Genomic DNA, 24,266 nt, shown 5'->3' on the forward strand with positions numbered 1-24,266 from the left:
CCCGACCCGGCACGAGGCTTAGGATGCTGCGGATGGTTCCCGCACCCACGCACCACGAGGACGACGCCCATGGGCTCTGACCCGCGATCCGCCCGTGCGCTCCTGCGCCGCTCCTCGACCGTGGTCGCCGCGCAGGCCGTGCTCCTGCTGATCACCGTCGCCCTGGCCGCTCTCGTCGGCTGGGAGGCCGCTGTCGTCGGCCTGGCGCTCATGCAGCTCGTCACCACCGTGGTCGTCGTCGGCCCGTGGGGCGCCCCTCCCCGGGCCAGCGCAGGCGGCGCCGCCTCCACCGACGTGGCCGAGCTGACGCAGCGCGTCGACGCCCTCGGAGCCCGCCTCGTCGCCAGCACCGAGCGCACCCGCGTCGAGGTGCTCGACGCCCTCGCGGATGGTCGGCGGGACCGGACGCGCTGATGGGGGACTCCCCCACCGGCCTCGTCCCCGACGCGGCGCAGCAGCTGACCGCGTCGGACCTCGACGCCTATGCCGCCTTTGCCCTGCGCACCCGCAGTCCCTTCGCCCGTGAGGTCCTGCGGGCCGGGGGCCACACCGACGTGCTCGGCCGGGTCCTCGCCCTGGGCGGCGCCGACGGGTCCCACACCCGGGGTCTGGCCGTCCTCGACGACGCCGTCGCGGCGGGCGGGGTCGGCTCCCTTCGTCCGGAGGCACTGTCCGTCTGGACCTCCCTGCTGCTGCGTGCCGGGCGGGAGGACCAGCTGCGCGAGGTCCTCGCCAAGCCCGACCTGCCGCTGACCGACGCCGAGCGGTGGGTGCTGCGCACCGACCTGGCCAATCCCCACCGCACCGGTGCCGGCCTGACCGGCGACGCGCTCGCCGCCGCCGAGCGGGACTGGCTCGCGGTGCTCAACGAGGTGCACACCCCCGACGGCCTCGAGCCGGTCGAGCTGGTGCCCCCCGAGGGGCACGACACGGTCTACCAGCGACTCACCACCACCCTCGACGCCGCCGTCGACGGCGACCTCGTGAGCGTCGTCATGTCGGCCTACCGCCCCGACGCCGACCTCCGGCTGGCCGTCCGCGGGGTGCTCCAGCAGACCTGGCGCAACCTCGAGCTCATCATCGTCGACGACGCCTCCGGCCCCGGCTCCGACGCACTGCTCGAGGAGGTCGCGGCCCTCGACCCCCGCGTGCGGGTCGTGCGCGCCCCCCGCAATGCCGGCACCTACGCCGCGCGCAACCTCGCGCTCACCGTCGCGCGCGGCCGCTGGATGACCTTCCAGGACAGCGACGACTGGACCCACCCACGACGCATCGAGCACCAGGTCCGGCACCTGCTCGACTTCCCCCGGGTGCTCGCCAACCGGACGTGGACGCTGCGCTCCTACCCCGACCTGACGATGACCTTCGTCGGCTACCCCGCCCGACGGCTCAACGCCAGCTCCCTCCTCCTCGACATCGCACAGGTGACCGAGCTCGTCGGCGACTTCGACGTCACCCGCAAGTCCGGCGACATGGAGCTGCCGCTGCGCCTGCGGGCCGTCCGCCCGGGCAGCGTGCGCGACCTGTCGCACCCCTCACCGCTCGCGATCACGCAGCTGCGCGTCGGCTCGCTCTCCCGCGACGACGCCGTGCCCGGGTGGACCCGCTGGGACCGGCTCGCCTACCGCGACAGCTACCTCGAGTGGCACGAGCAGCTCGCGACCGGCCGGATCGCCCCCGGCCCCGGCTCGACCCGGCCCTTCCCCCTCCCCCGGCACGGCTGGTACGCCGACCGCGACCAACGCGACCCGGCCGTCGCCTGGGACGTCGTCGTCCTCGGCGACATCCGGCCCGTGGCCCCCGACGCCCTGCGGACGCTGGGCGTGGCCCGCACCGCCTCCGCGAGCGGGCTGCGGACCGCGATCGCCCACGCCGAGGCGCCCCGCCCGTTGTCGACCAAGCGGCTCGACCTGCTGCCCGGCGTCTCCACCGACGTGCGCCTGGGCCGTCTCGGCCTGACCAGCGCCCACGAGGACGACGCCGTCGACCTGCTCGTCGTCACCTCCCCGGAGAGCGTGCTCCACCTCGACGGCGCCGGCCTGCGCCCCGGCTCCGTCCTCGTCGTCACCGACACCGCCGAGCCGCAGGGCTGGACCGTCGCCGCCGTCGACTCCCGCTGCGCCGAGCTCTTCGGCGTCACCCCGACGTGGGGCGGGCCGGCCGCCGTCCACGAGCCCGGCTCCCCCGTGCGCGCCGCCGTCCCCGCCGACCGCTGGACCGACGCCGACCTCGCCGACGTCGTCGGCGCCCGCTGGCTCGAGGTGCCCGGGCACCGTCGCCCGAGCGCCGCCGACGGCATCGCCATCGGCCACCACCTCCCCGATGCCCGCGAGCACTGGCCCGAGCCGGCCACCGCGATCCGGGCCGCCCACCCCGGCACGGTCGTGCTCGCCGACCGGGGGGAGGTCCCCGTCGAGGTCCACTGTCTGCACGGGCTCGGCGCGGTGACCAAGGCCCTCGGGCGGCGTCGCCCGCCGCCGTCCTGGCTCTCCTTCGCCGGGACCGGCATGACGCCGCGCGAGTTCCTCTCCCACATCGACGCCTTCGTCCACCTCGGCGTGTGGGGCCGGGCCGCCGAGCACGCGACGCGCGAGGCCCTCGCTGCGGGCCTGCCCTGCGTCGTCGGCACCGACGCCGCCCCCAGCGGGCTGACCGGTCGGATCCGGTGCGTCGCCCCGGACGAGGTCGGCGCCGCCCTCGCCGAGCTCCTCGCCGAGCCGGCTGCCGCCGACGCCGCCACCGCGGCGCGAGAGGCCGCCTGGACCCGCACCCTCCACGACCTGGTGGCCACCCCCACCGCCCCTGACCCCAACTGACAGGTATCGCCCATGAGCCCCAAGGCACCGCTCCAGCGCCGCATCCGCGCACGCCTGCTCCCCTTCGCCGGGTACCTGCCCGCCGAGCGCGGGCCGGCTGGCGTGCAGCGGCTCGCCCAGAAGGGCCGCGTGGCCACCGCCAACCGCCTCATCCGCAAGAACCCCAGCGTCGCCCTCGCCCGGCTGGAGGCGGAGCTGACCGACGACTCGCCGCCCTCGACCGTGCGGTCCACCGCCTCCGCGGCCTGGGCCACGGACGACTTCGTCAAGGCGGCAGGGCTCTACGAGCGGCTCGTCACCTCCGGCGACGGCACGGCGATGGACATCCTGCGGTGGGCCCGTGCGGGGCGCAAGGCGGAGTCGCCACAGATCCTGGCCCGCGCGCAGGACGCCGCGCTCTCCCGGGTGCCCGCCGATGCCTCCGAGCTGACGAAGGCGGTCAAGACCCTCAAGGACGCCCCGGCCGACGAGCTGGGTCGGGTGCACGACTGGCGCGAGCGGATCGCCGCCGCCCACCCCGAGCTCGACCTCATCGACGTCGACCGCCTCATCACCGACCTGCAGGTCCACGAGGCCCTCTCCGACGACCACCTCGACCCGGCCGTCGTCACCGACGTGCTCGCCCGTGACGGCGGCGCCGCCGCGCTCGTGCGCAGCCTGCTCCGATCGCGCCGTCTCGACGAGCTCGAGGAGCAGCTCGGCGCCTTCGACGCGAGCATCGCAGCCCGCGTGCCCGACACGCTGTGGCAGCGGGTGCTCAAGCTGGCCATGTCCCTCGGCTGGACCTCCCTGGCGGCCCGTGCCGCGGAGTTCGCGCCTGACCAGGTCGAGGGTGACCTGCGCCGCCGACTGGCCGCCGACGCGGCAGACGAGCAGGCGATCCTCGCCGACCCCTGGCAGCCCCCGGCCGCCGCCCCGGCCCCCGCGAGCAGCGAGCTGGACCCGCGCTCGGTCGTCTCCGTGCTCGGCCAGTCCCTGCCCATCCGCTCCGGCGGCTACGCCACCCGCTCGCACGGCATCCTCACGGGCCTCGCGGTCCAGGGGTGGGACATGGCGGCCGTGACCCGGCTCGGCTTCCCCTTCGACCTGTGGTGGAGCGCCGACGACGAGCGCACGCCGGCACCCGTCGACGTCGTCGACGGCATCCCCTACCACCGTCTCCTCGAGGACGGGGTGCGCGAGTACCCGCGAGCCCCGCTGCCGCCCTACGTCGAGCGAGGCGCCGCCGGCATCGCCGAGCTGGCCCGCGACCGCCGCGCGAGCCTCGTGCACGCGTCGAGCCTCTACGACGTCGGCATGGCCGGCCTGAGCGCGGCCCGCCAGCTCGGCCTCCCCTTCGTCTACGAGATGCGGGGGCTCAAGCAGCTGCTCGAGGACGCCCGGCAGCCGCTCTTCTCCGCCTCCCCGCGGCGCGACTACCTCGACCTGCTCGAGGGGACCGTCGCGCGTGAGGCCGACGCGGTCCTCGTCATCACCGAGGCCCTCGGCCGCGAGATGGTCCGCCTGGGTGTCGACCCCGAGCGCATCACCGTCGTCCCCAACGGCGTCGACGCCTCACGCTTCACCCCCCGCGAGCGCGATGAGGAGCTCGCCCAGCGCCTCGGCGTCGCGGGCAAGACGGTCATCGGCTACATCGGCGGGCTCGTCCACTACGAGGGTCTCGACCTGCTCTTCCAGGCGGTCGCGCAGCTGCGGGAGCAGCGCAGCGACTTCCACGTCCTCGTCGTCGGGGACGGCGCCCACCAGAAGGCCCTGCACAAGATCGTCATGAAGCTCGACCTGGGTGACGTCATCACCTTCACCGGGCGGATCCCCCACGAGGACGTCGAGGACTACCTGAGCCTGGTCGACATCACGCCCTTCCCGCGCAAGCCGCTCAAGGTGTGCGAGATGATCTCGCCGATCAAGCCCTTCGAGTCGATGGCGATGCGCAAGACCGTCGTGGCGTCGGACGTCGCCGCCCTCGCCGAGATCGTCCAGGACGGGGTCACCGGCCGTCTCTTCGCCAAGGGCGACGCGACCGACCTGGCTCGGGTCCTCGACGAGCTGCTCGACGACACGGAGCAGCGCGCCCGCCTCGGCGAGGCCGCTCGCACGTGGGTCGTCGAGGAGCGCGACTGGCACAAGATCACCAGCCGCGTCGACGGCGTCTACCGGGGGCTGCTCGGTCAGTCGAGCACGGAGGCGTAGATCCGCGCGTAGCGGTCGTCGTTGTGGGCCCAGGTGCGGTGCCCCAGCACCCACTCGCGGGCGCGCGACGACAGCTCGGCGCGGCGCTCGCTCGACCCGGCGAGCTCCTCGAGCACGTCGGCGAGCGACGTCGCGTCACCCGTCACGAAGGTCTCGCCGCGGTCGCCGTCGCCGGTGATCTCCTGCAGCGCCGGCAGGTCGGAGACGACGAGCGGCACCCCGAGCGCCATGGCCTCGTAAGGCTTGAGCGGCGTGACGAGCCGCGCCGCTCGCTCGTCGACGCGCGGGATGACGAAGACGTCGACCTGCGCGTAGTACTGCGACACCTCGTCGTGCGGGATGCGACCGGTGAAGTGGACCGCGTCGCCCGCCTGGCACTCCCGGGCGTGCTCCTCGAGCAGCTCGCGACGCTTGCCGTCGCCGACGACGAGCGCGGTGGCGTCGACGCCTCGACGGCGCAGCTCGAGCGCCGCGTCGATGAGCAGCTCCTGTCCCTCGCGGAAGTGGTCGAGGTTGGAGACGTAGCCGAAGACGAAGCGCCCGGTCAGCCCGAGCCGCTCGGTGAGCGCCTCGTCACGCTCGACGGGGACGAAGGCCGACGGGTCGACGCCGTTGGGCACGACGTGGACGTGCGCGGGGTCGACGTCGCGGGCGACGATGTCGTCCTTCATCGACTCGCTGAGGGTCACGACGGCGGCGGCCTGCCGCAGGCAGTGCGCCTCGGCGGCGCGTCGGCGCTCGTAGACCTCGGCCCGCTCGGCCCACGCGGTGTCCTGGGTCCACAGCGACTCGAAGAAGCCCCGCACCTCGTAGACGACGGGGACGTCGAGCGCCGCGCCGACGGCCATCGCGACGAGCGCGGCCTCGGTGCCCCGGTGCCCGGAGTGGACGTGGATGAGGTCGGGCGCCTCCTGCGCGACGACAGGAGCGAGCGCGGTGGCGTAGGCGCTGAGGTACTCGTCCCACGGCTCCTTGTCCGGGATCTGCTCGCGCAGCAGGTGCCGGTAGCGCACCCCGCCGACGGTCTCCTCGTCGGGCACGTCGTCGATGCCGATGCTCCGGGGGAAGTCGAGCGCCGTGACGGCGACCGGGTCGAGCCCGGCGTCGAGCTGACCGGTGAGCGTGTACATGCTGCGCATGGAGTAGCCGCTCTGCCGCTGGGGCATCCCGATCTTCAGCAGGTGCAGCACCTTGGTGCGCGACCGGTCGCGCTCCGCCGGCTCCGGCAGCGCCGCGAGCACGGCGGGGTCGATCGTCGGGAGCCAGCCCGGCTCGGACTCGTGCCAGCGTCCCTCGGCGGCGCGCAGGTACTTCGGCAGGCCCGTGTCGTGGGGCATGACCTCGATGCGGCGCCGCAGGGTCTTGATGTGCAGGCTGAGGTTGCCCGCCTTGGAGGCGCTCATCTGGATCTGCCGGAGGAGGGCGGTGTCGGGGTCGCTCTGCTGCGCGAGCCGGTCGTACTCCTCGTGCGCGAGGGCGAGCGCCTCCTCGTGGCGACCGGCACCGGTCAGCTCGGCGAGGCGGGTAGCCGCCTGCGCGTCCGCGGGGGTCGCCGGGGTCGCGGGTGTCGAGCCCCGTCGGCGCAGTCGTCGGACGAGTCGGTCGCGCAGGTCTCTCAGGTCAGCCACCCGGCGAGACTACCCGCGCGCCCGCGCCGGTGTCAGACGCCGCGGCCGGTACCGCCGGCGTCGGTGATGCCGGTCAGCGCGGGCAGGTCGTGCAGGTCGTGCTGGTCGGCGAGGTAGCCGGGCAGGGCCTCGAGCAGCTCGACCTGGGCGGGTGCGAGCCCGGCCCTGCGCGCGGCGGGGACGTCGAGGACGAGCCATGCCCGGTAGTGGTCGGTCATCGCGACGACCCGGCGAGCGCGGTGCCGGCGCACCGCCGCCGCGTCGCCGATGTCGGCGGGGTCGGGCAGCAGCTCGACGGCATGGCCCGCGCGCCGGACGACGTCCAGGGCGTCGCCGGTGACGAGGAAGACCGCGCGGAAGCACCGCAGCCGCTCCTGCAGCCGCCCGATCTCGGCGACGACCTGGGCGACCTCCTCCGGCGTCGCGGGGCGCTCCCCGTCGGGGTCGTCGAGGGTGATGACGACGACGGGCCAGCGGTCCGCGCCGGCCGTGTCGACCCCCTTCGCCGTGACGAGGGGGTGGCTGGAGCCGCCGAGGCGCCCCCCTTCGCCGACGAGGCGGGTGAGCAGGTCGACGACCGTCTCGCTGCCACGGATGCGCGGCAGGATGCTGTCGGTCACCTGCCGGTAGCCCGGCGCGGTCCGCACGCGGCGGGCCAGGGTGCTCAGGCGGCTGCTGGGGGGCGGGGCGGCGCTGCTCATCGGACGGCTCCGGTCGAAGGGAGGGACACCAGCTCGCGGATCGCGTCGGCCGCGGCGGGGGCGCCGTTGCCGGGGTCCGCCGCGCGGGCGGTCGCGGCCATGGCCGGTCCGCGGTCGAGGAGGTCGGCGAGCAGGGACTGCGTCGGCGCGGCGGCGAGGTCGGTGGCGCCCAGCGCCCATCCGGCCCGCACCGCGTGCTCGACCCGGGTCTCCTGGTCGTCGAGGTTGGTCCGCGTGTTGGGCACGAAGAGGGTCGGCAGGCCGAGGCGGAGGTTTTCGTGGAAGGAGTTGTACCCCGCAGCGCTCACCGCGAGGTCGAAGGCGGCGAAGCGGCGGCTGATCGGGAAGTCCTGCACGTGGTGCACGTCCAGGCTGGTGCCGGCCTGCTCGGCGATCGCCGCCTGGGTGACGCATGCACCGACGCCGAGGGCGGACAGCCCCGCGACGACGGCCCCGAGGTCACCGCGCGTGTCGTTGATGTTGCCCGCGCCGAGGGAGACGAGCGCGAGCGGGGCGTCGGCAGGCAGGCCGAGCTCGCGCCGAGCGGTCGCGCGGTCCTGCAGGTCGGTCGTGTCGACGAGGGTCACCGGACCCACCCTCCGGGCGTCGCGGCCGACGGTGGCCCCCCGGTCGGAGGCCCCGGCGAGGTCTCCGGGCTCGAGGACGAGGTCGAACCACGACTCCTTGGCCAGCTGGTCGACATTGCGGTCGGGCCGCCACATCGCCCGGCGGGACCACACCCAGCGGGCACCCGGCACGGCCTCGCGCGCCAGGTCCATGCCGGCGTAGGGGTGGGTGCCGTCGAAGACGACGACGTCCGGCCGCGTGCGGCGCAGGTACTCGACGAGACGGTCGAGGAAGAGGCGCCGCCAGGTCGCGGCCCGCAGACCGGTGCTGCCCCGCGAGGGCAGGTACTCGTACCGGTGCCCGAGCTGTCCGACGACGGGGACGGCGGTCGACATCGACAGGAAGCGCACGTCGAGGCCCTCGAGCCCCTGCGCGTAGGCGAGCAGCCGGGTCAGGTGCCCCATGCCCGTGCCGTTGCTCGACATGAGGACCACCCGAGGAGGTGCGTGCGTGGCGACGGGTCCCATGGGCCTGCATCCTGTCATGACGGGCCACCGGGACCCGGCGAGCCGTGGCGCGGCTGGGCCGCGCGAGCAGGCCTCGCCTGTACACTCCACAAGCCACATACCTGCATCAAGGAGCAGCATGTCAATGGACGTCGCGATCATCGGTCAGGGGTACGTCGGACTGCCCCTCGCCCAGGAGGCCTCCCGCGTCGGGGTCAAGGTCCTGGGCTTCGACATCAACCAGGGTGTCGTCGACGCTCTCAACTCCGGTGTCTCCCACATCGATGACCTCTCCGACGACGACATCGCCGCGATGATCGCCGCCGGCTTCGAGGCCACCACCGACCCGTCCCGTCTCGACGAGGTCAAGACGATCGTCATCTGCGTGCCCACGCCGCTGTCCGAGGACGGCGGGCCCGACCTCGGCCCGATCAACTCGGCCGTCAAGACGATCGCCGAGCACCTGCAGCCCGGCCAGACGATCATCCTCGAGTCGACGACCTACCCGGGCACGACCGACGAGGTCGTCCGTCCGGCCCTCGAGGCCGGTGGCCTCGTGGCGGGCAAGGACTTCCACCTCGCCTTCTCGCCCGAGCGCATCGACCCGGGCAACGAGCAGTTCGGCGCCAAGAACACCCCCAAGGTCGTCGGTGGCCACACCCCCGAGTGCGGTGACGCCGCCGCTGCCTTCTACGGCCAGTTCGTCGACACGGTCGTCCGCGCCAAGGGCACCCGCGAGGCCGAGACGGCCAAGCTGCTCGAAAACACCTACCGCCACATCAACATCGCCCTGGTCAACGAGATGGCGCGCTTCTGCCACGACCTCGACATCGACCTGTGGGACGTCATCGCCGCGGCCAAGACCAAGCCCTTCGGCTTCCAGGCCTTCTACCCCGGCCCCGGCGTCGGCGGGCACTGCATCCCGATCGACCCCAACTACCTCTCCTACAACGTCCGCGCGAAGCTCGGCTACCCCTTCCGCTTCGTCGAGCTGGCCCAGGAGATCAACGCGACGATGCCGGCCTACGTCGTGCAGCGCGCGCAGAACATCCTCAACGAGGACAGCAAGCCGCTGCGCGGCTCGACCGTCCTCCTCCTCGGCGTCACCTACAAGCCGGACATCGCCGACCAGCGGGAGTCGCCCGCCGTGCCCCTGGCGCAGCAGCTCATCGCGAAGGGGGCGTCCGTCCAGTACTTCGACGCCAAGGTCGACAACTGGAAGGCCGTGCCCGAGGCGACCCGCGTCGACGACCTCGACGCCGCCGTGGCCGCCGCGGACCTGACGGTCCTCGTGCAGAACCACAAGACCTTCGACATCGAGGACCTGGCCGGCAAGGCGCAGCGCTTCTTCGACACCCGGGGTGTCGCCGCGGACAGCGACAAGGTCGAGCGGCTGTGACCGAGGCCCCACCGCGGGCCTCACTTCCCTCACCACTGACACCGAAGGAGGCCGCGGACCTCGCGGCCTCCCACGGGCTGCGGACGCTCTCGGAGCGTCCGCAGCTCGGGCGTTATCTCGCCGACCTCTGGCAGCGGAGGTCCTTCCTGTGGACCCTCTCCTCTGCCCAGACCCGCGCCCAGAACGAAGGCAACCACCTCGGTCAGCTCTGGGCGCTGCTCAACCCCGCCTTCCTCATCGGCAGCTACTTCCTCATCTTCGGGCTGCTCCTCGACACCCGGGGCGGGGTGGCCAACTTCGTGGCCTTCCTCGCGATCGGCGTCATCATGTTCGCCTTCACGTCCTCCGTCATCACCCGGGGGGCCAAGGCGATCTCGAGCAACACCTCGCTCGTGCGTGCGCTCCACTTCCCCCGCGCGATCCTGCCGATGTCGGTCATGCTCACCGAGCTGCTGGCCGCCGTCCCCGCCTTCGCCCTGCTCTTCGGGCTGATGCTCATCACGGGCGAGACGCCGGACTGGGAGTGGCTCCTCTTCCCCGTCGCCGTGATCATGCAGGGGCTGGCCCTGCTCGGCGTCGCCTTCATCTGCGCGCGGATCGTCAATGCCTCGCGCGACATGGGCAACCTCATCCCCGTCATGGTGCGGCTGCTGCGGTACGTCTCGGGGGTCTTCTTCCCGGTGGCGCACTACGCGAAGGGGCTGCCCCACCTCGCGCAGGACATGCTCGTCTACCAGCCCTTCTCGCTCATGCTGACGACCGGCCGGCAGGCGCTGCTCACCGACCCGGACCACGACGTCGTGCTCACCGACTGGCTCGTCATGGCCGCCTGGGCCATCGGTCTGGTGACCATCGGGCTGGTGGTCTTCTGGCGCGACGAGGCGAGGTACGGCCGTGGCTGACCCCACCCCGCAGCAGGCTCCCGAGCCCACCCCGACGGTCATCGTCAACCACCTCGACGTCAAGTACACGGTCTACGGCGGTGGCCGGCGCGGCACCCCCCTCGGCCAGCAGCGCCCCTCTCTCATGGACCGGCTGCAGCAGCGCCCCGAGCCCAAGGTGCGCGAGATCCACGCCGTCAAGGACGTCAGCTTCGTCGCCCACCACGGCGAGTCGATCGGCATCATCGGCCGCAACGGCTCGGGCAAGTCGACGCTGCTGCGGGCCGTCGCCGGGCTCATCCCACCCGCCGGCGGACGCCTCTGGGTCGCCGGCGAGCCCTCGCTGCTCGGCGTCAACGCCGTGCTGATGAACAAGCTGAGCGGTGAGCGCAACATCCAGATCGGCGGCCAGGCTCTCGGCCTGTCGCGTGCCGAGATCGCCGAGCGCTTCGACGACATCGTCGAGTTCTCCGGCATCGGTGACGCCGTCTACCTGCCGATGAGCACCTACTCCTCCGGCATGAGCGCGCGGCTGCGCTTCGCGATCTCCACGGCCGCGGCCCCCGACGTGCTGATGATCGACGAGGCGCTGGCCACGGGTGACGCCGACTTCCGCGCCAAGAGCGCCGCGCGCATCGCCGAGATCCGCGAGCAGGCGGGCACCGTCTTCCTCGTCTCGCACTCCAACTCGAGCATCCGCCAGATGTGCGACCGGGCCCTGTGGATGGACCAGGGGCACCTCGTCATGGACGGCCCGACCGAGGAGGTCGTCTCCGCCTACGAGGACACGCTGCCCAAGAAGAAGGGCAAGGCCAAGAAGAAGAAGAAGATCACCGCGGCCGACGACATCCACGTGCCCGGCACGAGCCGGTGGACCGGCGAGGACCGCTTCCAGGTCGCCGCGTCCATCACCAAGCACGCGTGGCGCAAGCCGGGCATCGACGGGTGCTTCGTCGTCAGCGTCCACCGCGCGGCTGCCGCCCGCGTGGCGGCGCCGGTGGCTGCGCGTCTCGGCTGGCCCCTGCTGTGGGTGCGGCCCGGTCACGTGCCGAGCTCGACGGTCGACGAGCTCAACCGGCTCCAGCCGGAGCGCATCGTCGTGCTCGGCGGCGACGAGCTGATCGCGCCCGAGACGGCCGCCCGCCTCGAGGAGCTGGCCCCCGGCCGCATCGAGCGGATGGGCAGCGACGACGACGCGATCACCTCGGCGGCGGTCCTGGCCGCCTTCCCACCGGACGACCGCTCGACGGTCCACGTCACCCAGCCGCACAGCTCGGGCTCCAGCCCGGTCATCTCCCTCGCGGCCGCGGTCGCCGGTCGCGCGGTCGTCGCGTGCAACACGACGACGGTGGCCGACGAGCTGCTCTCCGCCCTGGCCGAGCTCGGCCCGGAGCGCCTCGTCCTCGACGGTACCGAGGAGGACTGGGCCGCCGACGCGGTCGAGGCCCTGCGCTCGGCCGCGGGGGCGACCACCGAGTTTTCCAAGCGGGGCGCCATGGCCCTGGCCGCCGAGCAGTGGGCGGACGTCGAGCCCGGTGGCGAGATCATGGTCACCGGTCGAGCGGTCGGCGAGCTGCTCACGGGCGCCGTCGCCGCGGTGCACACGGGACGACCCCTCTTCATCTACACCCCCGACCGGATGCCGCCCGTCGTGCGCAAGGAGCTGACCCGGCTGGCCCCGAGCTCGATCGTGCTCATCGGCACGCTCGAGGCGATGCCGCCCGCGGTGCGCACCAAGGTCGGCGGGCTGCTCGCACCCCGCTGACCCCGGTGGTCACCGTCGGGGCGATCGCTCCGCGGCGACGTCGGTGAGCGCACCGACGAAGGCGGTGGCCCCCTTCGCCCAGTCGTACCGCTCGCGGACGAGGTCGCGCCCGCGCACACCCATGGCCGCCGCCCGCTCGGGGTGACGCCACAGGTCGAGCACCGCGTCGGCCACCGCCTGCGGGTCGTCGAAGGGCACGACCACCCCGGCATCCGCCTGCTCGACGATCTCGCGGGCCAGCGGCAGCGGGGTTGTCACGGCAGGGACGCCATGGGCGAGGTACTCGACGACCTTGGTCGGCATCGACCCGCGGTAGTTGGGCAGGTCCCGCAGCAGCGACAGGCCGGCCAGGGCGCCGTCGAGCCGCGCCATCGCCTGCTCGGCGGGCTGGAAGCCGTGCCAGGTCACGAACCCGTCGGCGGCCCCCCGCCCCATCGCGGCGCGGGAGGCGCCGTCACGGGCCGGCCCGACGACGTCGAGCGTGATCGCCCCGTCGGAGGCGGCGTGGGCGAGCCGGGCCGCCGCGACCATGAGCTCGCTGCCGCGGGCGAGCGTCAGGTTGCCGACGTGCACGAGGCGAGCGCCACCGGCCGGCGGGCCGTCCGCGGGCACGCGGACCGCGTTGGGGACGACCGTGTGGGGTCGGCGAAACCGGTCGGCGTAGGCGTGCTCGGCGAGCAGCAGCGGGTGCCGGCGCTCGACGAGCCCCTCGGCCACGCGCCAGCCGGCCGCGACGGGTCCGCGCACGGGCGCCGGGAGCCAGTCCTTGACGACGAGGGCCCCGGCCGGGTCCTCGTGGACGTCCCACACGAGGTGCCGCAGCCCGAGACCGGCGGTGGCCGGCAGCAGCTCGGGGTCGTGGACGAGCACGACGTCGTGCTCGGGCGCGAGCCGACGCACGGCCGCGCGCGCGGCGCGGCCGGCGGCGAGGCGGCGACGCCCGGCCGCACGCGGCAGGTCGAGACAGGTCAGCCCGCCCGCGGGTGCCGGCACGGGCAGGTCGTGGGCGACGAAGGGAGCCAGGTAGGTCACCTGCCACCCCGCCTCGAGCAGGGCGGCGATCTCCCGATGACGGATCCGCGAGTCCTGCGGATGGTGCACGACCGTCACGACGAGAGCCCGGAGGGGGCTCCGCGGCAGGCCAGCGGTCACGACCTCTCCCTTCGTCGGTGTCGTGGCGCCGATCCTACGTCGCGGCCCGGTGAGACCGATGGGACGAACCGGCCGCGCCTCATGTACCGTTGGCCTCACGAGAAACCACACAGATCCGGGTCCGCTCTGGTAGTGCCGCCCTCCCCACGGGGAGAGCGGGACGATCAGCGCCGACCCGCACTAGCGTAATGAGGGGGTCACGCCATGGGGCGCGGCCGAGCGAAGGCGAAGCAGACCAAGGTTGCCCGCGAGTTGAAGTACTACTCGCCGGAGACCGACCTGCGAGCGCTGGAGACGGAACTTCACGGTCAGTCCGCCAAGTCCACGGGGCGTGCGACGCATGACGACGCGCCCGACCGGGACGAGGACGACTACGACGACTGGTCGCCGCCACAGCGCTGACCTGCCTCAGATCAACCCCTGACGCCGGGCCTCCGCGGCCGCAGCCTCCCTGCGCCGCACACCGAGCCGCCCGTACGTGTGTGACAGGTGCGACTTGACGCTGGACGGGCTCAGGTAGAGCCGCTCGGCGATCTCCTGGTTGCCCAGCCCGTCGGCGACGAGCCGCAGCACCTCCACCTCCCGCTCCGTGAGCGGCGGCGCCTCTCGGCGCACCCGTTGCACGAGCGGCCCGGTCACCGGCTGGCCGAGCTCGGCGACGTCCCCGCGGGATGCCGCCCGGATCGCCGCCCCGATCTCCAGGGGCGTGCTCGACTCGGCCAGGCACCCGTGGGCGCCGGCCGAGATGATCGCCTCGGTGCACTCGACGACCTCGGTGAGCACGACCCACGCCGGGCCGTCCGGTGTGCGCAGCTCGGGCAGCACGTCCGTCGCACCTGGTCCGACGTCGAGGCCGCCGAGCAGCACGACGACGTCGACTGCCGGGGTCGAGAGCACCTCACGGGCCGTCGCCGCAGGCGTGACGAGCTCGAGGTCGGGCTCCGCCGCGAGCACCGCGACGAGGGACTGGCGCCGGGTCTCCGCGGCATCGGCCACGAGGACCCGGATGGCGGCGGGTCTCAGACGTGCTCCCCGACGACCTGCACGGCGCCGCCGTGCACTCCCTTCGCCCCCTGGACGACCTCGGCACCGGCCACCGGCTCGGTCGTGGCGGCGTCGGAGACCTCACCGAGGACCCAGGCGTCGATGCCGGCGGCCCGCGAGCGGGCGATCGCCGCGTCGACGCTCGCCTGCGGCAGTGCCGCGACGAAGCCGATGCCCATGTTGAGCGTGCGCTCGAGGTCGGCGCGCGGGACGGCGCCGAGCTCACCGACGAGGGTGAAGATCGGCGGCGGCGTCCACGAGGCGCGGTCGACCCGGGCGATGGTGCCCTGCGGCAGCACGCGCGCGAGGTTGGCCGCGAGCCCGCCGCCGGTGACGTGGCTCAGCGCGTGCACGTCGACGTCGTCGGACCGCACGAGGTCGAGCAGCGCGCGGGTGTAGATGCGGGTCGGCTCGAGCAGCTCCTCGCCGAGGGTGCGGCCGAGCTCGTCGACCTGCCGGTCGAGCTCCCACCCGGCGCCCGCGACGACGCTACGCACGAGCGAGTAGCCGTTGGAGTGCAGGCCCGAGGAGGCGAGGGCGATGACGACGTCACCGGCGGCGACGCGGTCCGGCCCGAGGACCTCGTCGTGCTCGACGACGCCGGTGGCGGCACCGGCCACGTCGTACTCGTCCGGGTCGAGCAGGCCGGGGTGCTCAGCCGTCTCGCCGCCGACGAGGGCGACACCGGCGAGCTCGCACCCCTTCGCGATGCCGCCGACGATGGCCGCGATGCGCTCGGGGACCACCTTGCCGGTGGCGATGTAGTCGGTCATGAAGAGCGGCTCGGCACCGCAGACGACGATGTCGTCGACGACCATGCCCACGAGGTCCTGGCCGATCGTGTCGTGCCGGTCCATCGCCTGGGCGATCGCGACCTTGGTCCCCACGCCGTCGGTCGAGGTCGCGAGCACCGGCCGCCGCATGCCCTGCAGTGCGCTCGCGTCGAACATGCCGGCGAAGCCCCCGAGGCCACCGAGGACCTCGGGGCGGGTGGCCCGGCGGACCGACTCCTTCATCAGGTCGACGGCCTTGTCGCCGGCCTCGACGTCGACGCCCGCGTCGGCGTAGGTGATCGGGGTCTGCTGGGTGGTGTCGGGGGTCGTCACGGTCGGCGTACCGCCTCTTCGGTGGGGGTGAACTCGAGCTCGAGCAGGGACTTGCCGAGGCGGTCCTCGCTCGGCAGCTCCATGGGATAGGTGCCGGAGAAGCAGGCGGTGCACAGCTCGTCGACGGGCTGCTCGGTGGCGGCGATCATGCCCTCCTCGCTGATGTAGCCGAGCGAGTCGGCGCCCAGCGAGGTGCAGATCTCGTCGACACCGAGCCCGGTCGCGATGAGCTCGGCCCGGGTCGCGAAGTCGATGCCGAAGAAGCACGGCCACTTGATCGGCGGCGAGGAGATGCGCACGTGCACCTCGGCGGCGCCGGCCTCACGGAGCATCCGCACGACGGCCCGCTGGGTGTTGCCGCGCACGATCGAGTCGTCGACGATGACGAGGCGCTGCCCCTTGATGACGTGGTCCAGGGGGTTGAGCTTGAGCCGGATGCCGAGCTGGCGGATCGTCTGGCTCGGCTGGATGAAGGTGCGGCCGACGTAGGCGTTCTTGACCAGGCCCTGACCGAAGGGGATGCCGGACTCCTGGGCGTAGCCGATGGCGGCCGGGGTGCCCGACTCGGGCGTCGCGATGACGAGGTCGGCCTCGACCGGGTGCTCGCGGGCCAGGGCACGGCCCATCTCGACCCGGGCCTCGTGGACCGTGCGGCCGTTGATCGTCGTGTCGGGGCGGGCGAGGTAGACGTACTCGAAGACGCAGCCCTTGCGGGTCGGAGCGGCGAAGCTGCGGGTGCGCAGGCCGTCCTCGTCGATGGCGACGAGCTCGCCGGGCTCGACCTCGCGGACGAAGGAGGCGCCGACGATGTCGAGGGCTGCGGTCTCGGAGGCGACGACCCAGCCGCGCTCGAGCCGGCCGATGACGAGCGGGCGCAGACCCTGCGGGTCACGCGCGGCGTAGAGGGTGTCCTCGTTCATGAAGACGAAGCAGAAGGCGCCGCGCAGCTGGGGCAGCAGCTCCATCGCCGCCTCCTCGAGGGAGCGGTCCTGCTCGCCGGCCAGGAGTGCGGTGACCAGGGCGGTGTCCGTCGTGTTGCCGCGGCTGAGCTCTCCCTTCGACAGGCCACGCCAGGTGCCGTCGACCTCAGGGGTCTCGGCGCGCGCCTCGACGAGCTCGAGCAGCTCGGCGGAGTTGATGAGGTTGCCGTTGTGGGCGAGCGCGACGGTGCCGGTGTCGTGGCCGCCGAGGGTCGGCTGCGCGTTTTCCCAGGTCGACCCGCCGGTCGTGGAGTAGCGGCAGTGGCCGACGGCCATGTGACCCCGCAGGGTGGACAGGCTGCGCTCGTCGAAGACCTGCGAGACCAGCCCCATGTCCTTGTAGACGAGGATCTGCTGGCCGTTGGAGGTCGCGATGCCCGCCGACTCCTGCCCGCGGTGCTGCAGGGCGTAGAGGCCGTAGTAGGTCAGCTTGGCGACGTCCTCGCCGGGCGCCCAGACGCCGAAGACACCGCAGGCGTCCTGGGGTCCCTTCTCGCCCGGCATCAGGTCATGGGACAGGTTTCCGTCTCCGCGTGGCACGGGGACCAGTCTCCCACAGGGCCGGGGCGCGGCTGCTCCCCCTTCGCTCCTGCGCATCTGCCGAGGGAAAGACGCACTCTCAGCCGCATTTCCTGGGGAGATGCGCGCCCCCAGCCGTATTTCCCTAAGGAGATGCGCGCCCCCAGCCGTATTTCCCTAGGGAGATGCGGACGAAGGGGGTCAGACGTCACCTGCGGTAGGTGAAGAGGGCCGCGACGGCGGCCCCGACGAGCGCGCCGAGGAAGAGCCCCAGGACGCTCATGTACCCGAGCGCGGCACCCGGGTCGTAGGTGATGTCGAAGCCCTCGTTGCGGTTGGGGCCCAGCCAGGAGACGACCCCGAAGACGACGAAGCCGATGACCGCCCCCGTCACGACGAAGGGGATCGGCTTGGGGTTGCTCCGGGGACGCTTGCTCACCCCACCATCGTAGGTTGGGCCCATGACCGACCCGCGCCCGCATGCCGACGTCCCCGGCATGAAGCTGCCCACGCCGCGCACACCCGACCCTGCGAGCGCCCCCGGGCTGCGGTGGGGTCTGCTCGGGGCGGGGTGGATCGCCGAGCAGATGACCATCGCGCTGCAGGGCACGAGCCAGCAGGTCGTCGCCGTCGGGTCCCGCGATCTGGGGCGGGCGCAGGCCTTCGTCGCCGCGCACGCGCCCGGTGCCCGCGCGCACGGTGACTATGCGTCGCTCGTCGCCGACGACGAGGTCGACGTCGTCTACGTCGCGAGCCCGCACAGCGAGCACCTCGAGCACGCCCTGCTCGCGATCGGCGCCAACAAGCACGTGCTCGTCGAGAAGCCCATCGCGCCCACCGCGGCCGAGGCGGCCCAGATCGCCGCCGCCGCCGGCGAGGCGGGCGTGTACTGCATGGAGGCGATGTGGACACGCTTCCTGCCGCACATCGACGTCCTGCGCCAGGTGCTCGACGCCGGTCTGCTCGGCGAGGTGAGCACCGTGCTCGCCGACCACTCGATCCAGCTGTGGCCCGACGGCCCCGAGCGCCTCGCCGACCCCGACCTCGCCGGGGGCGCCATGCTCGACCTCGGCATCTACCCCCTGTCCTTCGCCTCGCTGTGCCTCGGCGGCATCACGTCGGCGACGGGGCTGGGCTCGCTGACCGACCGCGGGGTGGACCGGCGCCTCGCCTGGGTCGCGCAGGGCCCCACGGGAGCGGTCGCGTCCCTCGCGACGGACATGTCGGTCTCGTCGCCGACGACGGCCTCGGTCAACGGGACCTGGGCCCGTCTGGAGCTCGACACGATGTTCTACACCCCGACGACGATGCGGCTCGTCGGCGCCGACGGGGTCGTCCTCGACGAGATGGTCGGCGACCCGATCGAGCAGCACCGCGGCCTGCGGCACGAGGCGACGGAGGTCGCGCTGCGGGTCACGGCCTGCGAGACCGAGTCGCCGGTCATGCCGCTGGAGGAGTCGGTGCACCTCATCGGTGTCGCCGAGGCGCTGCTGGCCTCCCTTCGCCCCGCATCTACCTAGGCACATACGGAGGACATGCGCATTTCCCTAGGGAAATACGGAGGACGTGCGCATTTCCCTAGGGAGATGCGAGGGGGAGGTGGGCCGAGAGGTCCGTGCGCTGCCCGCTGACCCTGACCCGCCCCGCGGCGACGCCCTCGGCCCAGTCGAGCTCGCCGGTGGCCAGCTCCAGCCAGGTCTGCGCGTCGGTCTCGACGACGGCCGGCGGGGTGCCGCGGGTGTGGACCGGCCCCTCGACGCACTGCACGGCGGCGAAGGGAGGCACCCGCACCTCGACGCTGCGCCCGGGCGCGGCGTCTGCGAGCTCGGCGACCGTGTGCCGCACGGCCGTCGCCACGACGGCGCGGGGCAGCGTCGCGCGATCGTCACTGGCCGACCACGCGGCGAGCGCGGCCCACCCTTCGTCCACGGGGATCCGACGTCGTCCAGCCACGGGACCAGTCTCGCACCGCCTACCGTTCACCCACTGGCCAGCCTCCGGCCCCGTCTCGTCATGCGAAGGCCCCCGAGCTCGGGCACAGTCTGCTGGTGAGGCCCACCCCTTGCCGGGCCCCGCCACACCGTTGTGCTCTGGGAGGAACCCCGAATGACCCTCAAGAACAAGGGCGCGTCCCTGCTCGTCGGAGCGGGTGCGGTCGCCGCACTCGTCGCGACGTCCGGTGCCGCGCACGCCGCCGACCCCGTCGAGCCGGGAGCGATCGACCCGTCGCTCACGACCGTCAACCTGCTGAACGTCAACGACTTCCACGGTCGGATCGACGCCGACGGCACCGGCAAGAGCGGCAAGGCCTTCGCCTGCACCGTCGTCACCACCCGCGCCGAGCTCGGCGAGGACAGCACCGCGCTGCTGTCCGCCGGCGACAACATCGGGGCCTCGCCCTTCACCTCCGCCTCGCAGGAGGACAACCCGACGATCGCCTTCCTCAACGCCCTGGGCCTGCGCGCCAGCGCCGTGGGCAACCACGAGTTCGACCGCGGCTTCTCCGACCTCACCGGTCGGGTCGACCAGGCGGCGGACTTCGAGCTGCTCGGCGCGAACGTCTACGAGCGCGGCACCACGACGCCGGCGCTGTCGGAGTACGAGATCGTCGAGGTCGGGGGGATCAAGGTCGGCGTCGTCGGCGCCGTCACCCAGCAGACGCCGACGCTCGTCTCCCCGCAGGGGGTCGCCGGCCTCGACTTCGGTGACCCGGTCGCCGCGGTCAACCGCGTGGCGGCCCAGCTCAAGGACGGCGACGCGACCAACGGCGAGGCCGACGTGGTCATCGCCGAGTACCACGAGGGCGCCACCGAAGGCGATGCCCTGAGCACTCTCGAGGACCAGGTGGGCGCCGGTGGCGCCTTCGCCAAGATCGTCGAGGACACCACGGCCGAGGTCGACGCGATCTTCACCGGCCACACCCACAAGCGCTACGCCTGGGACGCCCCCGTGCCCGGTGGCGACGGCACCCGGCCGATCATCCAGTCCAACTCCTACGGCGACACCCTCGGCCAGCTGCAGCTGGGCATCGACCCCGAGACCGGTGAGGTCGTCGAGTACTCGGCGACCAACGTCCCCGTCGCCCCGGCCACCGAGGAGTGCGCCGGCGACCCGACGTACACGACCGCCGCGGGCATCGTCGACGACGCGGTCGAGGAGGCCGACGAGCTCGGCAAGGTCGTCATCGGCGAGGTGAGCGACGACATCACGACCGCCCACAAGGACGGCAACCGCGACGACCGGCTGCGCGAGTCGACGCTCGGCAACCTCACCGCCGACATCTGGCTCGACGCCCTCAACCAGCCCGGGCGCCCCGGCGCCGACATCGGCATCATGAACCCCGGCGGCCTGCGCGACGAGCTCACCTACGAGCCGACCGGCGACGAGGAGCCCGGCGAGGTCACCTACGCCGAGGCCGCCGCGATCAACCCCTTCGCCAACACGCTGATGACGGTCGACCTCACCGGCGAGCAGTTCACCACCCTGCTCGAGCAGCAGTGGCAGCCCGAGGGCAGCTCGCGGCCCTTCCTCAAGCTCGGCCTCTCCGACAACGTCACGTACACCTACGACCCGGACGCCGCTGCCGGCAGCCGGATCACGTCGGTGAGCATCGAGGGCGAGCCGATCGACTCGGCCGGCACCTACACGGTGGCGTCCGGTTCCTTCCTCATCGGCGGCGGCGACAACTTCTCGGTGCTCGCCGAGGGGGCCGACCGCAAGGACACCGGCCTCATCGACACCGACGCCTTCGTCAACTACTTCTCCGCCCGCGACGTCGTCGACCCGGACTTCCGCAAGCAGGCTATCGCCGTGAGCGACGCGCCGAGCGAGCTGACCGAGGGTGACGAGGTCTCCTTCACCGTCTCCGACGTCGACCTGACCTCGCTGGGCGCGCCCGACAACACGGAGGTCGAGGTCTTCGTCGGCGACACGTCGGTCGGCACCTTCCCGGTCTCCTCCGAGTCGATCGACGGCACGCCGACGCGCAAGGGCAGCGCCGACGTCAGCTTCACCGTGCCGGACGGCCTGGAGGCTGGGGCGGCGACGCTGCGCATCGTCGCCGCGCCGAGCGACTCCCAGGCGACCCTGCCGGTGACGGTCGTGACCGACGACGAGCCGACCTCGACGACGACCTCGACGTCGAGCACCTCGACGAGCTCCACGTCGAGCACCTCGACGAGCTCGAGCACCTCGGGCACCGGGACGAGCACGAGCGGCACGACGACCGCGACGGGCACGGCCACGTCGACCGACGACGGTGGCGACGCCACCGGCCCGGTCGTCGAGACTGACCGCCCGGGCGGCCCGATGGACACCGGCGTCGTCGGCTCGGGCCTCGGCCTGGCGCTCCTGGCCGGCATCGCGCTGGCGATCGTGAACGCCCGCCGCACCGCCTCGCGTCGCCACTGACGCACAGCCCGAAGGGGGTCACGGCCGCTGGTCGTGGCCCCCTTCGGTGCCCTTCGAGACGGCGCTGGCGCGCCTCCTCAGGGACCGTGGACGCGAGACGGCGCTGGCGCGCCTCCTCAGGGCCCGTGGACGCGAGACGGCGCTGGCGCGCCTCCTCAGGGACCGGTGAGGACAGGCGGCGCTGGCGCGCCTCCTCAGGGACCGTGGACGCGAGACGGCGTGGGAGGGTGGGGCCATGGCGGAGGTGGAGCTGGTCCTCGACGAGCAGGGCGGGGTCACCGTCATGCGCGACGGCCACCCGCAGAGCCATGTCGACGTCGACGACCCGGGGCACCTCGTCTTCGAGTACGTGCAGCACATCGCCGCCGTGCTCGACGCGGTCCACCCGGACCCCGACCCGATCGGGGTGACCCACGTCGGCGGCGCTGGCCTCACCCTCCCGCGCTGGGTGCAGGCGACCCGGCCCGGCTCCCCGCAGATCGTCATCGAGCCCGACGAGGCGCTCACCGCGCTGGTGCGCGCCGAGCTGCCGCTGCCGCGCGGGCACCGGATCCGGGTGCGTCCGCAGCTCGGGCGACCCGGGGTCGAGGCGCTCCGGGACGACGCCGCCCACGCCCTCGTCGTCGACGCCTTCGACGCGGGCCGGGTGCCGGCCGACCTGCAGACCGTCGAGTTCTTCGAGCAGGTGGCGCGGGTCCTGCGGCCCGACGGCGTGCTCGTCATGAACTCCCCCGACGAGCCCGGCTGGCGACATCTGGCCGACGTGGTCGCGGGAGCACGGGCCGCCTTCGGTCCCGACGGGTCGCTCGCGCTCGTCGCCATGCGCGATGTCATCAAGGGGCGCCGCTACGGCAATGTCGTGGTCGTCGCATCCCACCGGCCGCTCGACGTCGACGAGATCACACGGCAGGTGGGGCGCTGGCCCTTCCCCTCCGGGGTGCTCGCCGGGGCGGAGCTGGCCCGACGGACCGCGGCCGGGCGGGCGCTCACGGACGGGACGGCACGCCCTTCGCCCGCAGCGCCGGCCCCGGGGGGCTGGCGGGTGCGCTGACCTCAGCCCACGCCGGCCAGACGGCTGACGACCGACGGCAGGTCGACCATGTCGCTGATGACCGCAGCAGCGTCGTCGAGCCAGCCAGTCGGGGTCATGTCGCTGTGGTAGCCGACGACCGGCATGCCCGCGGCGACGGCCGCCTCGACGCCTGCGCGGCTGTCCTCGACGACGACGCACCGGTCGGGGGCGTAGCCCATGGACTCGGCGGCGAGGAGGAAGACGTCGGGAGCCGGCTTGCCGCGCTCGACCTGCTCGGCGCTGAAGCGCGCGGACTCGGGGAAGAGCCCGTCGAGGCCGGTGCGCGCGAGCTTCGTGGCGATGGCCGCACGGAGCGAGCCGGAGGCGACACACACCTGCAGGCCGAGCTCGCGGATGGCCGCCGCCGCCTCGGCAGCACCCGGGACCGGCTCCAGTTGCTCCTGGCTGCGGGCGAACTCGGCCCGCCACGCGCGCTCCCACTCGGGGTCCGGCACGGCTCCGGTCAGCTCGGTCAGAGTGACTCGGTTGTCCTTGTAGGCCTTGCCGACGAAGGTCTCGACGGCATCGGCCTCGGTGAAGTCGACTCCGGCGTCGCGCATCATGCCGGTCCAGGTGCGCACGTTGAGGCGCTCGCTGTCGACGAGCACGCCGTCGCAGTCGAAGATGACGAGCCAGGGCGTGTCAGGCATGGACGGTCACCGGCTCTCGACGACGTCTGCAGCTGTACCCATGACCCCACGATATCGGCGAGGTGCGATGAGGTGCTCGGCCTGTCCATTCCCCCGCTGTGCCGTATGAGCGGGATATCTTTTCGTCATGTTCCATGCGCGTCCTGCCGTTCGCAGCGCAGACCTGGCCGGGCGCGGCCTGTCGCTGATCATCAACCGCGTCTACGGCCAAGGCGCGCCTCGTCCGCTGCATCCGCGCGGGCAGAGCAGTCGCGCGACCTGGCAGGTCACGGCGCAGGGGTTAGCCCCCCTCGGCGTCCCGGTGCTCGACGGAGGAACCCGTGACTGCGTGGTGCGCCACAGCCGCGCAGTCGGCTTGCCCGGCACGTTGCCGGACATCGAGGGTTTGGCCATACGGCTCGAGGGCCAAGACGGTGGCGACCTTCTCCTGGCCGGTACCGGGAGCGGCATCCTCACCAGATATGCGCTTGTCCCCCGCAGGAGGGACGGCGTGTGCTCCACCTTGCTGCCCATGCGTACCCCGACCGGTGCTGTGCTGCTCCGGGCGTCGCCAGCGCCCGCCGACAACGCCACGTGGCATCTGTCATGGGCGCGTCCAGCGGGCACCTGGCACACCTTCGGAAGGCTCACCCTCCACGCCGATGCAGTCCCTCCGACCCCTTTCGACCCGATCAACGGACTCCCCACGGGTCTCAGCCAGTACGACGTCGTCGCCCGGCTACGCAACCCGGCCTACATCAGGGCTGCCATGCAGCGCAGTTCCCCGGCCGGGTCCCCCCACCACGCCGCAGAACTCGACTGATCGCCGCCCGCCAACGAGCCGACGGGACGCTGGATCAGTCGACTGGGGTGCCGACGCAGGCCAAGAACTTGCGCACTG

At 73.0% G+C, this 24,266-nt stretch carries 21 protein-coding genes; 11 read left to right on the forward strand and 10 right to left on the reverse strand.

Annotated features, from left to right (window positions below; all coding sequences use genetic code 11):
* The first annotated feature begins 69 nt into the window (after window positions 1-69).
* Genes CWN80_RS11380 through CWN80_RS11390 form a run of 3 tightly spaced genes read left to right on the forward strand, consistent with a single transcriptional unit; the run spans window position 70 to window position 5,006 of the window.
* Window positions 70-414 carry a hypothetical protein gene (locus CWN80_RS11380; RefSeq protein WP_007927327.1) on the forward strand — a complete coding sequence of 115 codons (345 nt, stop codon included), beginning with the start codon at window positions 70-72 and terminating at the stop codon, window positions 412-414.
* A complete protein-coding gene (locus tag CWN80_RS11385) occupies window positions 414-2,816 on the forward strand; it encodes a glycosyltransferase family 2 protein (RefSeq protein WP_128277304.1) in 2,403 nt (800 codons plus the stop codon). The genes CWN80_RS11380 and CWN80_RS11385 overlap by 1 nt, the downstream gene beginning before the upstream one ends.
* 12 nt (window positions 2,817-2,828) lie before the next feature.
* Window positions 2,829-5,006, forward strand: a complete 2,178-nt coding sequence (locus tag CWN80_RS11390) for a glycosyltransferase family 4 protein (protein WP_051987959.1) — start codon at window positions 2,829-2,831, stop codon at window positions 5,004-5,006.
* Here the strand turns inward: CWN80_RS11390 and CWN80_RS11395 are convergent.
* From CWN80_RS11395 to CWN80_RS11405, 3 genes are read right to left on the reverse strand one after another with little or no spacing between them, the layout of a single operon-like run.
* Window positions 4,985-6,634: a glycosyltransferase family 4 protein gene (locus CWN80_RS11395; RefSeq protein ID WP_007927335.1), complete on the reverse strand. Its 1,650-nt coding sequence runs from the start codon at window positions 6,632-6,634 to the stop codon at window positions 4,985-4,987. The two genes, CWN80_RS11390 and CWN80_RS11395, sit on opposite strands and share 22 nt — an antisense overlap.
* 32 nt (window positions 6,635-6,666) lie before the next feature.
* Window positions 6,667-7,335 (reverse strand): hypothetical protein, encoded by a 669-nt coding sequence (locus CWN80_RS11400; protein WP_128277305.1) that lies wholly within the window; start codon window positions 7,333-7,335, stop codon window positions 6,667-6,669.
* A complete protein-coding gene (locus tag CWN80_RS11405; RefSeq protein ID WP_007927337.1) occupies window positions 7,332-8,429 on the reverse strand; it encodes a UDP-N-acetylglucosamine--LPS N-acetylglucosamine transferase in 1,098 nt (365 codons plus the stop codon). The genes CWN80_RS11400 and CWN80_RS11405 overlap by 4 nt, the downstream gene beginning before the upstream one ends.
* A gap of 118 nt (window positions 8,430-8,547) precedes the next feature.
* Between CWN80_RS11405 and CWN80_RS11410 the strand changes: the two genes are divergently transcribed.
* From CWN80_RS11410 to CWN80_RS16050, 3 genes are read left to right on the forward strand one after another with little or no spacing between them, the layout of a single operon-like run.
* Window positions 8,548-9,807, forward strand: a complete 1,260-nt coding sequence (locus CWN80_RS11410) for a nucleotide sugar dehydrogenase (protein WP_040881209.1) — start codon at window positions 8,548-8,550, stop codon at window positions 9,805-9,807.
* Window positions 9,804-10,709 carry an ABC transporter permease gene (locus CWN80_RS11415; RefSeq protein WP_007927339.1) on the forward strand — a complete coding sequence of 302 codons (906 nt, stop codon included), beginning with the start codon at window positions 9,804-9,806 and terminating at the stop codon, window positions 10,707-10,709. Before CWN80_RS11410 ends, CWN80_RS11415 begins: the two co-directional genes overlap by 4 nt.
* Window positions 10,702-12,453 carry an ATP-binding cassette domain-containing protein gene (locus CWN80_RS16050; RefSeq protein WP_192899861.1) on the forward strand — a complete coding sequence of 584 codons (1,752 nt, stop codon included), beginning with the start codon at window positions 10,702-10,704 and terminating at the stop codon, window positions 12,451-12,453. Before CWN80_RS11415 ends, CWN80_RS16050 begins: the two co-directional genes overlap by 8 nt.
* 9 nt (window positions 12,454-12,462) lie before the next feature.
* On the opposite strand, the gene CWN80_RS11425 is transcribed toward CWN80_RS16050, so the two are convergent.
* Entirely contained in the window at window positions 12,463-13,605 is a 1,143-nt protein-coding gene (locus CWN80_RS11425; protein ID WP_157986932.1) for a glycosyltransferase, read from the reverse strand.
* A gap of 204 nt (window positions 13,606-13,809) precedes the next feature.
* Between CWN80_RS11425 and CWN80_RS11430 the strand changes: the two genes are divergently transcribed.
* The gene (locus CWN80_RS11430) at window positions 13,810-14,007 is read left to right on the forward strand and encodes a DUF3073 domain-containing protein (protein ID WP_007929001.1); all 198 of its coding nucleotides are present in this window, start codon (window positions 13,810-13,812) and stop codon (window positions 14,005-14,007) included.
* A gap of 6 nt (window positions 14,008-14,013) precedes the next feature.
* On the opposite strand, the gene CWN80_RS11435 is transcribed toward CWN80_RS11430, so the two are convergent.
* From CWN80_RS11435 to CWN80_RS11450, 4 genes are all read right to left on the reverse strand, one after another.
* Window positions 14,014-14,601: a response regulator transcription factor gene (locus CWN80_RS11435; RefSeq protein ID WP_007929002.1), complete on the reverse strand. Its 588-nt coding sequence runs from the start codon at window positions 14,599-14,601 to the stop codon at window positions 14,014-14,016.
* Between the two features lie 23 nt (window positions 14,602-14,624).
* Entirely contained in the window at window positions 14,625-15,755 is a 1,131-nt protein-coding gene (gene purM / locus CWN80_RS11440) for a phosphoribosylformylglycinamidine cyclo-ligase (protein WP_007929003.1), read from the reverse strand.
* Window positions 15,752-17,239, reverse strand: coding sequence for an amidophosphoribosyltransferase (gene purF / locus CWN80_RS11445; protein ID WP_007929004.1), 1,488 nt, complete (start codon window positions 17,237-17,239; stop codon window positions 15,752-15,754). The genes purM and purF overlap by 4 nt, the downstream gene beginning before the upstream one ends.
* Window positions 17,240-17,462: 223 nt before the next feature.
* Window positions 17,463-17,693 carry a hypothetical protein gene (locus CWN80_RS11450; RefSeq protein WP_007926900.1) on the reverse strand — a complete coding sequence of 77 codons (231 nt, stop codon included), beginning with the start codon at window positions 17,691-17,693 and terminating at the stop codon, window positions 17,463-17,465.
* A gap of 22 nt (window positions 17,694-17,715) precedes the next feature.
* On the opposite strand from CWN80_RS11450, the gene CWN80_RS11455 reads away from it, so the two are divergent.
* Window positions 17,716-18,774, forward strand: a complete 1,059-nt coding sequence (locus tag CWN80_RS11455; RefSeq protein WP_007926898.1) for a Gfo/Idh/MocA family protein — start codon at window positions 17,716-17,718, stop codon at window positions 18,772-18,774.
* A 58-nt stretch (window positions 18,775-18,832) separates the two neighbouring features.
* Here the strand turns inward: CWN80_RS11455 and CWN80_RS11460 are convergent, their stop codons facing one another.
* Entirely contained in the window at window positions 18,833-19,207 is a 375-nt protein-coding gene (locus tag CWN80_RS11460) for a sterol carrier family protein (protein WP_040881113.1), read from the reverse strand.
* A gap of 153 nt (window positions 19,208-19,360) precedes the next feature.
* On the opposite strand from CWN80_RS11460, the gene CWN80_RS11465 reads away from it, so the two are divergent.
* Both CWN80_RS11465 and CWN80_RS11470 read left to right on the forward strand, forming a co-directional pair.
* On the forward strand, window positions 19,361-21,664 hold the full coding sequence (locus CWN80_RS11465; protein WP_007926894.1) for a bifunctional metallophosphatase/5'-nucleotidase: 2,304 nt from the start codon (window positions 19,361-19,363) through the stop codon (window positions 21,662-21,664).
* A gap of 235 nt (window positions 21,665-21,899) precedes the next feature.
* Complete coding sequence (locus CWN80_RS11470; RefSeq protein WP_128277307.1) at window positions 21,900-22,715, forward strand: spermidine synthase; 816 nt, start codon at window positions 21,900-21,902, stop codon at window positions 22,713-22,715.
* 2 nt (window positions 22,716-22,717) lie between these two features.
* On the opposite strand, the gene CWN80_RS11475 is transcribed toward CWN80_RS11470, so the two are convergent.
* Window positions 22,718-23,386, reverse strand: coding sequence for an HAD family hydrolase (locus CWN80_RS11475; RefSeq protein WP_007926892.1), 669 nt, complete (start codon window positions 23,384-23,386; stop codon window positions 22,718-22,720).
* 127 nt (window positions 23,387-23,513) lie between these two features.
* Between CWN80_RS11475 and CWN80_RS11480 the strand changes: the two genes are divergently transcribed.
* Window positions 23,514-24,188, forward strand: a complete 675-nt coding sequence (locus CWN80_RS11480; RefSeq protein ID WP_128277308.1) for a hypothetical protein — start codon at window positions 23,514-23,516, stop codon at window positions 24,186-24,188.
* The last annotated feature ends 78 nt before the right edge of the window (window positions 24,189-24,266 follow it).

Origin of the sequence: Janibacter hoylei PVAS-1, assembly GCF_004025845.1 — a bacterium.
Lineage (GTDB): Bacteria > Actinomycetota > Actinomycetes > Actinomycetales > Dermatophilaceae > Janibacter > Janibacter hoylei.

Excerpts from the sequence above, each read along its gene's own strand:
- CWN80_RS11380 (WP_007927327.1), top strand. The coding sequence starts at position 70 with ATGGGCTCTGACCCGCGATCCGCCCGTGCGCTCCTGCGCCGCTCCTCG.
- CWN80_RS11385 (WP_128277304.1), top strand. The coding sequence starts at position 414 with ATGGGGGACTCCCCCACCGGCCTCGTCCCCGACGCGGCGCAGCAGCTG.
- CWN80_RS11390 (WP_051987959.1), top strand. The coding sequence starts at position 2,829 with ATGAGCCCCAAGGCACCGCTCCAGCGCCGCATCCGCGCACGCCTGCTC.
- CWN80_RS11400 (WP_128277305.1), bottom strand. The coding sequence starts at position 7,335 with ATGAGCAGCGCCGCCCCGCCCCCCAGCAGCCGCCTGAGCACCCTGGCC.
- CWN80_RS11405 (WP_007927337.1), bottom strand. The coding sequence starts at position 8,429 with ATGGGACCCGTCGCCACGCACGCACCTCCTCGGGTGGTCCTCATGTCG.
- CWN80_RS11410 (WP_040881209.1), top strand. The coding sequence starts at position 8,548 with ATGTCAATGGACGTCGCGATCATCGGTCAGGGGTACGTCGGACTGCCC.
- CWN80_RS11430 (WP_007929001.1), top strand. The coding sequence starts at position 13,810 with ATGGGGCGCGGCCGAGCGAAGGCGAAGCAGACCAAGGTTGCCCGCGAG.
- purF (WP_007929004.1), bottom strand. The coding sequence starts at position 17,239 with ATGCCGGGCGAGAAGGGACCCCAGGACGCCTGCGGTGTCTTCGGCGTC.
- CWN80_RS11455 (WP_007926898.1), top strand. The coding sequence starts at position 17,716 with ATGACCGACCCGCGCCCGCATGCCGACGTCCCCGGCATGAAGCTGCCC.
- CWN80_RS11465 (WP_007926894.1), top strand. The coding sequence starts at position 19,361 with ATGACCCTCAAGAACAAGGGCGCGTCCCTGCTCGTCGGAGCGGGTGCG.
- CWN80_RS11470 (WP_128277307.1), top strand. The coding sequence starts at position 21,900 with ATGGCGGAGGTGGAGCTGGTCCTCGACGAGCAGGGCGGGGTCACCGTC.
- CWN80_RS11475 (WP_007926892.1), bottom strand. The coding sequence starts at position 23,386 with ATGCCTGACACGCCCTGGCTCGTCATCTTCGACTGCGACGGCGTGCTC.
- CWN80_RS11480 (WP_128277308.1), top strand. The coding sequence starts at position 23,514 with ATGTTCCATGCGCGTCCTGCCGTTCGCAGCGCAGACCTGGCCGGGCGC.